General features: G+C 58.2%; 12 protein-coding genes. 3 read left to right on the plus strand and 9 right to left on the minus strand.

The genetic code is table 11. The features are described 5' to 3' along the window. Positions 1 to 770 (plus strand): glycerate kinase (locus Q0M74_RS00300; RefSeq protein WP_293950630.1); only part of this gene is annotated, 770 nt, incomplete at its 5' end. A 15-nt stretch (positions 771 to 785) separates the two neighbouring features. On the opposite strand, the gene Q0M74_RS00305 is transcribed toward Q0M74_RS00300, so the two are convergent. After that, entirely contained in the window at positions 786 to 1184 is a 399-nt protein-coding gene (locus Q0M74_RS00305; protein ID WP_293950632.1) for a hypothetical protein, read from the minus strand. A gap of 30 nt (positions 1185 to 1214) precedes the next feature. Here Q0M74_RS00305 and Q0M74_RS00310 point away from each other — a divergent pair, with 30 nt between their 5' ends. Both Q0M74_RS00310 and Q0M74_RS00315 read left to right on the plus strand, forming a co-directional pair. Beyond that, positions 1215 to 2543: a DUF4921 family protein gene (locus Q0M74_RS00310; protein WP_293950634.1), complete on the plus strand. Its 1329-nt coding sequence runs from the start codon at positions 1215 to 1217 to the stop codon at positions 2541 to 2543. A gap of 57 nt (positions 2544 to 2600) precedes the next feature. Then, positions 2601 to 3869 (plus strand): amidohydrolase, encoded by a 1269-nt coding sequence (locus Q0M74_RS00315; protein WP_293950636.1) that lies wholly within the window; start codon positions 2601 to 2603, stop codon positions 3867 to 3869. A gap of 73 nt (positions 3870 to 3942) precedes the next feature. On the opposite strand, the gene glgP is transcribed toward Q0M74_RS00315, so the two are convergent. From glgP to hisF, 8 genes are all read right to left on the minus strand, one after another. Next, complete coding sequence (gene glgP / locus Q0M74_RS00320) at positions 3943 to 6516, minus strand: alpha-glucan family phosphorylase (protein WP_293950638.1); 2574 nt, start codon at positions 6514 to 6516, stop codon at positions 3943 to 3945. 146 nt (positions 6517 to 6662) lie between these two features. Beyond that, positions 6663 to 7562 (minus strand): VOC family protein, encoded by a 900-nt coding sequence (locus Q0M74_RS00325; protein ID WP_293950640.1) that lies wholly within the window; start codon positions 7560 to 7562, stop codon positions 6663 to 6665. Between the two features lie 208 nt (positions 7563 to 7770). Further along, entirely contained in the window at positions 7771 to 9195 is a 1425-nt protein-coding gene (gene pyk, locus Q0M74_RS00330) for a pyruvate kinase (RefSeq protein WP_293950642.1), read from the minus strand. Positions 9196 to 9466: 271 nt separating this feature from the next. Next, positions 9467 to 10453, minus strand: coding sequence for a prolipoprotein diacylglyceryl transferase (lgt, locus tag Q0M74_RS00335; protein ID WP_293950644.1), 987 nt, complete (start codon positions 10451 to 10453; stop codon positions 9467 to 9469). Positions 10454 to 10697: 244 nt separating this feature from the next. Then, on the minus strand, positions 10698 to 11483 hold the full coding sequence (locus tag Q0M74_RS00340; protein ID WP_293950646.1) for an indole-3-glycerol-phosphate synthase: 786 nt from the start codon (positions 11481 to 11483) through the stop codon (positions 10698 to 10700). Positions 11484 to 11561: 78 nt separating this feature from the next. After that, positions 11562 to 12230, minus strand: a complete 669-nt coding sequence (locus Q0M74_RS00345; protein ID WP_293950648.1) for a TIGR02234 family membrane protein — start codon at positions 12228 to 12230, stop codon at positions 11562 to 11564. Between the two features lie 49 nt (positions 12231 to 12279). Continuing rightward, positions 12280 to 12672 carry a phosphoribosyl-AMP cyclohydrolase gene (gene hisI / locus Q0M74_RS00350; RefSeq protein WP_293950650.1) on the minus strand — a complete coding sequence of 131 codons (393 nt, stop codon included), beginning with the start codon at positions 12670 to 12672 and terminating at the stop codon, positions 12280 to 12282. Beyond that, positions 12669 to 13445, minus strand: coding sequence for an imidazole glycerol phosphate synthase subunit HisF (gene hisF / locus Q0M74_RS00355; RefSeq protein WP_293950652.1), 777 nt, complete (start codon positions 13443 to 13445; stop codon positions 12669 to 12671). The genes hisI and hisF overlap by 4 nt, the downstream gene beginning before the upstream one ends. Positions 13446 to 13481: the final 36 nt, after the last annotated feature.

Raw genomic sequence — 13481 nt, forward strand, 5'->3', positions numbered from 1 at the left:
ACGGCACCGGCGTGCTCATCGCTGATGCTGTCACCCGTGGCGCCACCCGCATCACCCTCGGCCTGGGCGGTTCCGCCACCACCGACGGTGGTGGCGGAATTCTGGTCGCACTCGGAGCTGTCCTGCGTGACAAGCCTGGCTACGCACTGCGCAAGGGAGGACAGGGACTGATCGACCTGGATAATATCGACACCACCATGCTCAACATCCCCGCCGCAGCAGCCGAGTGGGTCCTGCTGACAGATGTCACCGCACCGGCCATCGGCCCAGAGGGTGCCGCACATGTTTTCGGCGCACAAAAGGGTGCCACCCCTGAGGAAATAACGCTTCTCGACGAAGGACTGACTCACATGTGTGAGGTGCTCGATGTGGATGGCACCAAGCCCGGCATGGGCGCTGCCGGCGGAATCGCCGTAGGTTTGACGTGGCTGTCCACCCTGCTGCACGGCACCGCTGAACACATCCACGTACTGCCCGGTGCCCCATTGATCGCACGTGCCACTGGTATTGAGGAGATGCTCCCCACCGCGGATCTGGTCATCACCGGTGAGGGCGCTCTAGATGCACAGTCCTACACGGGCAAGGTCGTGGGAACCCTGCATGGCCTGACTTCAGCAGCTGGTGTTCCACTGGCCGTGGCAGCAGGAAAAATCGACGGTGCGGTCCCTGAGGGGATCATCACCGTCGAATTGGACACGCACCGGGATGTAGCCATCCAGTTGCGTGCCGCTGGTCGAAAGATTGCAGAAGACTTCAGCACACGCACCTAAAGCCTGCCGCAGGAACTAGCGGAGGATCTCCACTGTCCAGGGGTAGGTCGCAGGAACCTCGTAGAGGGTTTCCTGTTCCAGCAGGAATGCGTCCTTGGGCAGATCCGCAGGTGGAGTGAGCAGACGCGCAAAGATCATGGTGATCTGATTGACAGACCCCTTCACGCCATCAACTTCAACGAGGTAACGGTTGACTGATGACTCCTCCAGATCCATATCCTCATGCTCATCGCGGTAAGTCTGACGCAACTGTTCCTCAACCTGAGGGGATACAGATGGCTCCGGGTCATGAACAACAAGTCCGGTGTCCATCAGGCCCTTCTCGACGATGAGGCCTGACACTGCGGTGAAACGCCCGGCGAGATCGATGGATTGTCTATCGGGGACGAGAACATCAAATTGAATCTTCGGCATGACAACACACTAGTCAATAACCTGAGAGCTATGAACAGCCCCTTCAGCACACACCCCACCCCCATCCGCACCATGGCCGATGGAACCATCAAGCAGGTTAACCCTTTCACCGGCACCGAAGTCTGGACGGTACCCGGACGTGGCAACCGACCCCTGTCACATCCCGCTTCTGACCCCGCCCCGATCAGCGCCGAAGATCACACCAACTACTGTGCCTTCTGTTCGGATACTCCACTGTCCACTCCCCCGGAAAAGGCACGGATGGTGAAAAGCACCGCGGGAGATTTTGAGATTCTGCCTGGTGTTCTCCCCGCTGCTCTCAAGGATTCAGTCGCAGAGTTTCGTCGTGTGCCCAATCTGTTTGAGATCGTCACCTATGACTACTGGCAGAAGAACTTCGGCTTTGAGATGGACACGGAGACCGCATTACGGATGTCCACCTACCTTGCGGACCCAGATGGGCGGGAACACGTAGTGGATATCGTGCGCACACGGTTGAAGGCTGCTGGCCAGGATGTCACGGAGACCACCGAAGCTGAGCTGGTGGACAAGGCCTCGGGATACTTCTCCGGTGGACATGACGTGATCATCGCCCGCCGCCATTTCACCGATGACGCCACTGATAACTCCCAGTTAGCATCTTCCGGAACCCTGACCGCTGATGAGCATGCGGCGTTCATCTGTTTCACCCTCGATGGCATCCGTGACCTCTATGCACGTAACCGTTATGCCCCGTATGTGGTGGCTTTTCAGAACTGGCTCAAACCTGCTGGAGCCTCCTTTGACCATCTGCACAAGCAGTTGGTGAGCATTGATGAACGCGGTCACCAGAATGAGGCTGAGCTGATCCGGCTCCGACAGAACCCGAATATGTACAACGAGTTCGCCGTTGATTATGCGGGGTATCACAATCTCCTGATCGCAGAGAATGACCATGCGGTGGCCTTTGCCGGTTTTGGTCACCGCTACCCCACCCTGGAAATCTATTCCAGATCAGCGGTGTCCGAACCATGGCTGCAGTCCCCGGCGGAAGTCCGCGCGATGAGCGACCTCATCCATGCCTGTCATGCAGCCACAGGTCCTGATGTGCCCTGCAATGAGGAATGGCACCATAAGCCCATTGATGTTGATATGCCGATGCCGTGGCGGGTGCTGATCAAATGGCGGGTCTCCACCCTGGCTGGATTCGAGGGTGGTACCAAGATCTATCTCAATACCCTGTCGCCACAGAATGTCCGTGACCGGATGGTCAAGGAGATGTACCGCCTGCGGGACGCGGGCTGGATTGGTGAGGATATCCGCATTGCCACGGAATGCTCAGTAGAGCGCAACAGCTTGAAGTACAATCCGCTTCTGTAGACAGCCCGAGGGTCGGTGAGATCAACCTGTTGTTGTCATTGGCCTACTATCAACGATATGAGTCATATCTCCGATCTTTTGCGTAACCATGGTGTCGATCTGTCCTGGCAGAAGGATATCTATCAGGAACTTCACGAGCACCCGGAGCTTTCCGGGTTTGAGACGGAGACCGCACGCACCATCATCGCGCAGCTGAAGAGGTTCAACTGTGAGGTCATTTCACCTGTTGGTGGCTTCGGTATCCTCGCCATTTTCCGGAATGGTGACCACGAGAGCAGGCCTGTGGCACTGATGCGTGCTGATTTTGACGGCCTCCCGGTCAAGGAGACCAGTGGGCTGCCCTGGGCATCCACCCGCATGCGCCCGCTTGATGGCAACAATGTACCGGTGATGCATGCCTGTGGCCATGACATGCACACCACAGCGCTGCTGGGAGCATGTGCGCTTCTTGATGAACGTCGTGACGCCTGGGAGGGCACCTTCATCGCCTTGTTCCAGCCGTCGGAGGAAAATGCCCGCGGTGCCAACGCCATGGTTGCTGACGGATTGGTTAATAAGATTCCCCACCCTGATGTGTGTTTTGGGCAACATGTGGTTCCAGGTCCTGCCGGTGCAGTGATGAGCATGCCGGGTGCTGCTCTGGCGGCCTGTGATTCCATTGATATCCGCATCAAGGGCCGCAGTGCGCATGGTTCCATGCCCCACAATTCCATCGACCCCACCTTTGTGGCTGCGATGATCGTGGTACGTCTCCAGGGCATCGTGGGCCGTGAGGTCTCACCGGAGGATTTTGCCGTCATCTCTGTGGGAACCCTTCAATCAGGAAACTCCAACAACACCATCCCGAATGAGGCACGACTGATCTTGAACTGTCGTTTCTACAACGACAAGGTGAAGAAGAAGGTGTACCGCGCGATTGAACGGGTGGTACGCGGTGAGTGCATCGCCTCCGGCATTGAGGATGAACCGACGATTGAGTACTTCGCCCACGGTGAGCTGACTGATAATGCTGTGGAGGTGTTCACCCGGGTACGTCCGGTCTTTGATGATGTTTTCGGTCCGGCTTCCTACACCGGTGACCGTTGGACGGCGTCAGAGGACTTCCCCAATATCCCGCTGGCATTGAACAGTCCTTATCTTTACTGGACTATCGGAGCCACCCCGCGGAAGGACTGGGAGGCGGCTGTTGCCGCGGACCGGGTGTCGCAGGATATTCCGGCTAACCACATGGGCAATTTCGTACCTGATTTTGAGCCCACGGTACATGCTGCCACCACAGCGGCAGCTGCTGCTGTGCTGACCTACCTGTCCACCCCTGCCTCTTAAAACATAGAAAAGCAGCCCACCATGATCACCCACGGTGGGCTGCTTTGTCCCTGTATCTATCTAGCGGGCAGTGTTATGCCTGGTAGTAGGTGATCAGTCCGGTTTCAGCAGGACTGACCAGCATGTCATGACAGGGGATGACGCGGGCGGTGTAGCCGTAGTTACCTGGAAGATCAGAGGAGATCTCCACTGAGTAGGTGGAACCGCTGGTGTTCTTCATGTCATAGATCAGTGGTTCCGCGATCTCGCCATGCTCATCGGTTTCTCCGAAGATGACCTGGACGCAGACTTCATCAGCGTTGAGTGAACCGCGGTCAACATCAACAGTGACCTCGACTTTCGTCGCAGTGGAGGTCTGTGCTTCCACACCGGCGGTGGCGGTGCCCACGCTCAAGTTGGAAAGGGTGACGTTATTCCACTCCTGATTGACAGTCTCCAGCCAGGCGGCGTAGGCACCTGCAGCCTCAGGGGTGGCAATGAGCTCAGCCTGGTGCTGGGTTGGGCGGTAGTACTCGGTGGTGTAATCGCGGACCATTCGGGTGGAGGTCACCATCGGTGACAAAGTGGTCCAAGACTTGGATACCAGGTCCATCCAGTCCTGTGGAACATCGTTGTCATCACGGTCATAGAACAGTGGTGCAACTTCGTTTTCCAGGATATCGTAGAGCGCCTGGGATTCCAGGTGGTCACGGTAATCGAGATCGTGGGTCTCCACGGTTGGGACGGTCCAGCCGGTCTCCTCCTGTGGCATCTCATCCCACCAGCCATCGGAGATGGACAGGGTGAGTCCACCGTTCATGACAGCCTTCATACCGGAGGTGCCGGAGGCTTCCTGCGGACGCACCGGGTTGTTCAGCCAGACGTCAGTTCCGGAGATGAGATAGCTGGCCAGATTGATGTCATAGTCCGGCAGGAACAGGAAGCGGTCACGCACGCCAGCCTGATCTGCGAAGTGAACGATCTCCTGCATGAGCTTCTTGCCACCCATATCGTGTGGGTGCGCCTTGCCGGCAATGATGAACTGGACTGGGCGGTCCTCATTGAGCAGGATCGCACGCAGACGCTCAGGGTTGCGCAGCATGAGGGTCAGTCGCTTGTAGGTTGAGACACGGCGTGCGAAGCCAATGGTCAGCACCTCAGGGTCGAGAACACGACGGGCCCAGCCAAGCTGCGCTTCGGTGTGTCCACGCTTGGACCAGGATTCAAATATTGCATCGCGTGCCACATCGACGAGGTCTGTGCGGAGCTTGTTGCGGACCTCCCAGAGCTTCTCGGCAGAGACCGCATCCGGGTTATCCCAAGTGTCAGCCACTGCCAGGTCGGCTCCACCAGACACACGATCGATGAGTTCCTTCATCTCAGGCATGACCCAGGTGGGAAGGTGGACACCATTGGTGACGTGTCCGATCGGGACCTCTGCTGGCTCATAGCCCGGGTAGAGGCCTGCGAACATCTCACGGGAGACATCACCGTGAAGCTTGGACACACCGTTGGCGTGCTGGGAGGCACGCAGACCCATGTGTGCCATGTTGAAGCGGTGGGGATCTTCCTCACGGCCCAGTTCAAGGGCCTTGTCCAGTGGGACACCTGGGCACAGACGCTGCTCTTCGGGCAGTCCATCACCGAGGTAGCGGCGCACCATAGACATGTCGAAACGGTCGATTCCAGCGGGGACCGGGGTGTGGGTGGTGAAGATATTAGAGGCGCGGACCTGCTCAAATGCTGCTGCGTAGTCAGTGCCTTCAGCAATGCGCTGGCGGACACGCTCGAGGGTGAGGAAGCCTGCATGCCCCTCGTTCAGGTGGGCGACACCGGGTGCGGTGATGCCACGGGCTGCGCAGAAAGCGTCGACGGCGCGGACGCCACCGACACCAAGCACGATTTCTTGTTTGATGCGGTGTTCGGAGTCGCCACCATAGAGACGGTCGGTGACATAGCGCATGTCTTCCGGGTTGTCTTCAATGTTGGTGTCCAGGAGGATCAGTGGGATGCGGCCGACATTGGCCACCCAGAGTGCGATCTTGATCTCGCGGCCTTCAGGGAAGGCGACGGAGACAGTGACCTGCTTGCCCTGGTCATCGGTGACAGCCACAATCGGCAACTGCTGAGGATCGTGGTACTCGTACTTTTCCTGCTGCCAGCCGTCTGCGGAGAGTGACTGGGTGAAATAACCGTGGGTATAGAGCAGGCCGACACCTACCAGTGGGACGCCGAGGTCAGAAGCAGACTTCATGTGGTCGCCAGCCAGGACGCCCAGGCCACCGGAGTAGATCGGCAGACTCGGGTGGATGCCGAACTCCATGGAGAAGTATGCGGCGATAGGGTCATTTGCCTTGGCCGGGGCTTCAGCGGTCTTCTGGTACCAAAGGGAGGTGCTGAGGTATTCGCTCAGGTTCTGGGACTCATCGTTGATGCGTCCGAGGTACTCATCATCGGTGGACAACTGGCGCAGACGGGATGCGGATGCCTGAAGAAGCATCTGCTTGGGATCCTCATCGAGTGTGCCCCAGAGTTCCGGATCGATATCACGGAACAGCTGCTTGGTTTCCTCCCGCCAGGACCAGCGCAGGTTGTGCGCGAGCTGAACCAGTGGTTCAAGTTGGGTCGGGAGCTGATTATTGAACTGGACTGTGCCTACTGATTTCACGTCCCTAAACCTAGCCTGAACCTGTCGTCCGTGCTACCGGAACGAACTTAATACTTTTATAGGGTGTACCAAATAGAGGTCACAGGGGCATTTAAGGCTCTGACCTTGAGGTATTTTCCTCAAAGTTCGCAGAACGCACTCTATGATCAGCGCTGCAGAAGCTCTCCAGTGGATACTCCTGGCAGTGAAATGGTCACCGGGGTGCCCCAAGGATCCTTGACTGATACCGAGGTTCCGTTGTCGGAATGTTCCCAGTCACCGAGACGGGCGATCAACATATCCAGGTCTTCGCGCTCTGGAACCAAGATAGACACCTCTGCCAGGCCGAGAGTTGCAGCACGTGGACCAGCCCCACCGGAATGCCAGGTGTTCATAGCCACATGGTGGTGATAGCCACCGGCTGAGGTGAACAGTGCTCCGGGAATGGAGGTGGTGCGTTCAAAACCGATCTTGTCCAGGTAGAAACCGGCGGCCTGGTTGATGTCACCGACCTGAAGGTGGAGGTGGCCGATGGTGGCCGGCTGCTCATTGGTGGCGTTCAGAATGTTCTGATCCAGGTGCTTCTGCAGGTAGGCATTGGGATCCAGGTAAACGGTGGTCATGTCCACGTCATCACCGGTGTAGGTCCATTCGCTGCGGGGACGGTCGACGTAGAGCTCAATGCCGTTGCCCTCCGGATCGGTGAAGTAGAAGGCTTCAGAGACCAGGTGGTCAGAGGATCCGACGAAACGGGAACGGGTGTCCTGGGCTGCGCGATAGACGGTTGCGGCCAGGGATGCGGGCGTTTCAAAGAGGAATGCCGTGTGATAGAGACCTGCCTGCCTGGAGTCCACGCCAGGAAGATCCGGGGTGAAAATCAACCGCATCAACGGTACACCCCGGCGTCCGAGCACGCGGTGGACCTCCTTGTTACGGGACTGCTCCTCAATCGGATCCAGATCCAGGATGGAGGTGTAGTAGGAGGTCATGTTCTCAAGGTCACCAACGCGGAGGGTGACTGCGTCCATGTGGGTGGCCTTATTGATGGTGGTTTCCAGGGTACTCATGTGAGAGGGTGCTCCTTGCAGTAGGTGTGTTGACTACCAGTATCCACACATTTGCTTGACATGTCAAGCATTGTTTCGCTGGGGCACCCCGATATCCGCCTGCGGCAGGAGCCCCTGGGCAGGCGTCGACAAGCAGGCAACAAGCACTCCCGAAACACAGAAGAAGCGCTGACACATGCTTCGTGTCAGCGCTTCTTTATAGTCAGACCTACTTCGGGATGTTGGTATCCTCACCAAGCAGGTGGACGTGGATCATGTTGGTGTTACCAGTGACTCCCGGAGGGGAGCCGGCGACAACAACCATCATGTCGTCCTTCTGGTACTCATCCATGGACAGCAACGCGCGGTCTACTTCGCGCATCATCTCATCCGTGTCATCAACCGGTGAGCAGAGGAAGGTCTCTGCACCCCAGGTCAGTGCCAGCTGGGAACGGACGTCGGCGTCAGGGGTGAACACCAGCAGTGGCAGGTGTGAGTGCAGGCGTGCCAGGCGCTTGGCGGTGTCACCGGAGGTGGTGAATGCGACCAGTGCGCGGGCGTTGAGGCGCTCTGCGATATCACGTGCAGAATAGGAGATCACGCCACGCTTGGTGCGTGGAATGTGAGTGAGATCCGGGACGCGACCATCGGTCTCAGCGAAACGAACGATCCTGGACATGGTGCGGACCACGTTATGTGGATCCTTACCAACGGAGGTTTCACCAGAGAGCATGACGGCGTCAGCACCATCAAGCACGGCATTGGCCACGTCGGAGGCCTCTGCACGGGTCGGACGGGAGTTGTCGATCATGGAGTCCAGCATCTGGGTGGCCACGATGACAGGCTTGGCATTCTCACGGGCGATCTGGATCGCACGCTTCTGAACCAGTGGGACCTCTTCCAGTGGAACCTCAACGCCGAGGTCACCACGGGCAACCATGACAGCGTCGAAGGCCAGGACGATGGACTCCAGTGCGGCAACAGCCTCTGGCTTCTCCAGCTTGGCGATGACAGGAACGCGGCGTCCCTCCTCATCCATGATGGCATGGACAAGCTCAACATCTGCTGGGGAACGAACGAAGGACAGGGCGATGAAGTCCACACCGAGCTTCAGTGCGAAACGGAGGTCAGCGATGTCCTTTTCGGACAGTGCCGGAACGGAGATGTCCATTCCTGGCAGGGAAACACCCTTGTTGTTGGACACCGGGCCGCCTTCAACGACCTCACAGATGACGTCATTGCCTTCAATGGCTACACAGACAAGACCGACCTTGCCGTCATCGACCAGCAGGCGATCGCCAGGCTTGGCGTCGCGGGCCAGGTTCTTGTAGGTGGTGGATACCCGATCGTGGGTGCCTTCCACCTCATCAACAGTGATGCGGACGGTCTCGCCGGTCTCCCAGACGGTGGCACCGTCCTTGAAACGTCCGAGACGGATCTTGGGGCCCTGCAGGTCGGCAAGGATGCCGACCGCACGACCGGTCTTGTCAGTCGCTTCGCGAACCCACTTGTAGTTTTGTTCATGATCTGGGTGATCGCCATGTGAGAAGTTCAGACGAGCAACATTCATGCCGTCCTGAACAAGGCGCAGAATTCCATCTGCGCTGGCAACTGCTGGGCCGAGGGTACATACAATCTTCGTTCGTCTATCCACACCGTTAAGCCTAACCCTTTCACTTCACCCCGGCTACAAGGCCACCACCAAGTTGAGAGTATGTTCACCGGAAATCTTCCTGTAGCTCATCAACCGCACCGCCTTTCCCCTGTGAACACTCCCCCCACCCAGACATGCCCGAACCCGCTCTGACATGGACTAACCATCTGAAAAGCGGGCAGTGTCAAAACAAAACGGGCACTCTGTTCAGGAGTGCCCTTCAGGGGGTTAACATGTGACGGCGAGACTGATCACATCTTTATGGTGGGTACTACTTCCCTGCCCCACCGGTCATATCCGTGTCACTGGAGTTTTTCTTCCCGATGCCGAATCCAGCAGAAGTCTGCTGTTTTCCGCCCTCAGACCTATCGTTTTCGTTGTCGCCTTCCCCAGCCAGAGATGCCTGGTATACAGGATCAACCTGCTCCGGGGTTTCACGGCCCTGCTTCAGGAAGAAGAACACCACCATCGCGCCGGCGAAGACCACAGCGGAGACGATCGTGTTGATACGCATGTCGAATACCATCGTGGCCTCATCGGTGCGCATCTGCTCAATCCAGAAGCGGCCAAGAGTGTAACCCGCCACGTAGAGCGCGAATACCCGACCATGACCAAGACGGAACTTCTTGTCAGCCCACATGAGCAGGGCGAAGATGAGGAGATTCCACAACAGTTCATAGAGGAAGGTCGGGTGCACGGTAGCCATCACCTCACCGGTGGATACTCCCGTCACCGGTGCCAGACGGCCGGTTTCATCAACACGGTAGTAGATCTCGAGAGCCCACGGGACATCAGTCTCCGCACCGTAGAGTTCCTGGTTGAACCAGTTGCCCAGGCGTCCAATGGCCTGGGCCAGGATGACAGCGGGTGCCACCGCATCGGCAAAGGGGCCCAGCGGAATCTTCTTATAACGGAAATAGGCCCATACGGCCAGCCCGCCCAGGATGACCGCACCCCAGATACCCAGCCCGCCATTGGTGATCTTCAAAGCATCAACAGGATCACAGGTCTCACAGAAGTACTTCTGATTATCAGTGATCACATGATAGATACGGCCACCGATGATGCCCGCTGGCACCGCGATGATCGCTGCATCAAGAACCACCTCAGGGTTACCACCACGAGCGGCGTAGCGTTTACGCGTCAACCAGATCGCCACCAGGATTCCGGCGATGATACACATCGCGTAGGCACGGATCGGAATGGGCCCGAGATTCCACACGCCCTGGGGCGGGGATGGGATTGCTGCCAGAGTCATGACATCCACAGAAGTTTAAAACCTAACCGCTAATCAGCGCAGAGTGGGAAAATAGTAATGCCACTTAATCTAGCAACAACACGGGTACCACTCCCGGTTGCAGTGCCACCCGGGGGCCAAGAAATAGACATTTACCTCAAGGGGAAGTTCCCACATCCAGGTCAACATCTACAGTATCCGGAACATCCGGGCACACCCATGCCACGCTCTCAATCAACACGGGATCGCGCTCAGCGCGAGGAAGCTAGCGCGACGGGCAGGCCGGATGCATGCCTGCGGACACCAGGGACCGGATAGCAGCTAGCGGATTATGTGACACATAGACGGCATCAGCTGAATGCCGGGCAAAAGCCATGAGCTCCTTCGGGGTCCAACAGCCCCCCAAGACAAGACGCACAGCCTCTGCCGGCAGTCTCTCGCACACACCGGCGAAGGCTTCGGGCAGAGTCTTCGGGCCCTGATAACCCGTGACATCAACAGCCACCACAGATGCCCCGGCTTCCACAGCACGTGTGGCCTCATCAGGATTACGGACCTTCACCAGGGCAGTCATCCCCAGCGACTCAGTACGGTCCAGCAACGCCTCAAGTTTGTGCTGATCCATGGCCCACACAGCCAAGGACAAGGCATCCGCGCCCAAAACCCGCGCCTCATGGATCTGATAGGGATCAACAATGAGATCATCCAGAAAAAGTGGCAGCTCCACGGCTGCCTTGATCTCATTGATGTCCCGCACTGCCGCAGCAAACTGGCCACGGCGGACGGTGTAGCTGAACATGGCCACCCCGAATTCCTCCAGGTGTTGTGCAAACTCAACCGGATTCTCGTGATCTGACCAGTCTGAGGCAAAACGGTCAAAAGCAGCCACCACATTACATCCGGAAGACAGGAACAACGAGCGGATATCACGTGCACCGGGAAGCCTGGATGATCGTGACGTGGCTTTAATATCCTGAAATGTCACCTGCACCTCCCGTGCCGCGACTTCTGCTGCGACATCCTGGAGTATGCGGTTCTCAACTGTAACCATGACCTGACCTCCTTCCTGCCTATGCAGGGATAAGATTATCCCGAGTACATATCGCGAAAGAAATCACGCCCCCGTTTTCTATTGCTGACCTGCGGTTTTGCCCCTACCCCCGGTGTTGTCGGTTGGGTCAATATCCTCATCCAGTGCGTCCCACATCACACGGCCGGAGTCAGGTGCCTGCTGCAGATCCGTACGGATTTTCTCCGCGCGGGCCTGGCGCCGTTCGTATTTGCTGGCCTGTACAGGGTTGGTTCCCGGACGCATGGCCAGCAGGACACCACCAAATAATGCCAGGGCGCAGCCGATCAATGCCACCACCGCTGCCAGCGGGTGGGTACTCAGATCGGTGATCTCCGCCCACTCTGACAGCAGGGTGCCGGAATTTGCCCGCTGGCTGGCAATACCAGAGGTCAGCAGCGTGCGGGCGCGCTCTGCATCCTCAACAGTGGGCTCCCCGGTCAGCAGGGCCAGTGGGGAGAGGCTGGTTGCCACTGCCACCACGGCAGAGATAATCCCGATGATTCTCCGACCCACACGGCGCAGCACCAGGCCGGCGACGCAGGCTGCTGCCAGCGCCAGGGCCAAGGCCATGATCTCAGTTGACCAGGTGGCACCGACGAGTGATTGGGTGATGTCACCGGACTTGTCATCGAAGGCATCGACGGTGATCCAGTTCATCCGGGAGCTTATCCAGACCACCAGGGCACCAGCTCCGATCATCAGGGCTGATAGCACGTGGGGTTTCATAGGGAGTTTCCTTTGCTTGTTGCTGTCGGAAGGGAGTGGCGAGGTTCTGCTAATCCGTGGTTGTCAGCAGCACATCTGCGTCAAAGCAGGTGCGGTCGCCAGTATGGCAGGCACCACCTGTCTGATGCACGGTCAGCAGGACGGTATCGCCATCGCAATCCAGGGCGACGCCGGTGACCTGCTGGACGTTGCCGGAGGTCAGGCCCTTGATCCAGTACTCATCGCGGGAGCGGGAGTAATACGTGCCCCGCCGGCTGGCGAGGGTGTAGGCCAGCGCATGGGTGTCCATCCAGGCCATCATGAGCACCTCTTTGGTGTCATCTGCCTGGACCACTGCGGGGATCAGCCCCTCGGCATTGAGTTTCAGTCGCCGCGCAACCTTAGCGTCGAGGGTGTAGTCCGCTGGGTTTTCACTGGCCCCACCCTTGTTCTGTCCACTCACTGTCGAACCTCAAAACCTGCACTCTTGATGGCATCTTTGACCTCGGTGATGGAGACTTCACCGAAGTGGAAGATGGTCGCTGCCAGAACAGCATTTGCGCCTGCCTTGATGGCTGGGGGGAAGTGCTCCGCGGTGCCGGCACCACCGGACGCGATCACCGGAATGGAGACAGCCTCACGGACCTTCTCCAACAGCTCGATGTCAAAGCCATTCTTGGTGCCGTCGCCATCCATGGAGTTGAGCAGGATCTCACCCACACCGAGGGCTTCACCACTGCGTGCCCATTCAATGGCATCCAGGCCGGCGGATTTGGTTCCCCCATGAGTGGTCACCTCAAAGCCGGAAGGCTGGGGGGTGCCACCTTCTGGGACACGGCGGGCATCAACGGACAAAACGATGCACTGGGCACCGAAGCGCTGGGAGAGCTCCGAAAGCAGTTCCGGGCGGGCGATGGCGGAGGTGTTCACACTGACCTTGTCGGCACCGGCACGCAGCAGCTGATCAACGTCTTCCACGCTGCGCACGCCACCCCCGACGGTGAGGGGGATGAAGATCTGTTCTGCGGTGCGGCGGACCACATCAAGCATGGTGCCGCGTCCATCCTTGGAGGCGGAGACATCAAGGAAGGTCAGTTCATCAGCACCCTCCTCGCCATAACGCTTGGCCAGTTCCACCGGGTCCCCGGCATCACGGAGGTTTTCAAAGTTGACGCCCTTGACCACTCGGCCGTTGTCTACGTCCAGGCAGGGAATTACCCTGATTGCCACGCCCATGTTGCTGCTCTTTTCTTAAGGTCAGTTGTACTGTAC

It is taken from the genome of uncultured Corynebacterium sp. (assembly GCF_945649885.1).
Classification (GTDB): Bacteria; Actinomycetota; Actinomycetes; order Mycobacteriales; family Mycobacteriaceae; genus Corynebacterium.

What these genes read in the sequence shown, in the direction of transcription:
- Q0M74_RS00325 (WP_293950640.1), bottom strand. Translation starts at nt 7,562, where the DNA reads ATGAGTACCCTGGAAACCACCATCAATAAGGCCACCCACATGGACGCA.
- Q0M74_RS00340 (WP_293950646.1), bottom strand. Translation starts at nt 11,483, where the DNA reads ATGGTTACAGTTGAGAACCGCATACTCCAGGATGTCGCAGCAGAAGTC.
- Q0M74_RS00310 (WP_293950634.1), top strand. Translation starts at nt 1,215, where the DNA reads ATGAACAGCCCCTTCAGCACACACCCCACCCCCATCCGCACCATGGCC.
- hisF (WP_293950652.1), bottom strand. Translation starts at nt 13,445, where the DNA reads ATGGGCGTGGCAATCAGGGTAATTCCCTGCCTGGACGTAGACAACGGC.
- Q0M74_RS00345 (WP_293950648.1), bottom strand. Translation starts at nt 12,230, where the DNA reads ATGAAACCCCACGTGCTATCAGCCCTGATGATCGGAGCTGGTGCCCTG.
- Q0M74_RS00305 (WP_293950632.1), bottom strand. Translation starts at nt 1,184, where the DNA reads ATGCCGAAGATTCAATTTGATGTTCTCGTCCCCGATAGACAATCCATC.
- Q0M74_RS00315 (WP_293950636.1), top strand. Translation starts at nt 2,601, where the DNA reads ATGAGTCATATCTCCGATCTTTTGCGTAACCATGGTGTCGATCTGTCC.
- lgt (WP_293950644.1), bottom strand. Translation starts at nt 10,453, where the DNA reads ATGACTCTGGCAGCAATCCCATCCCCGCCCCAGGGCGTGTGGAATCTC.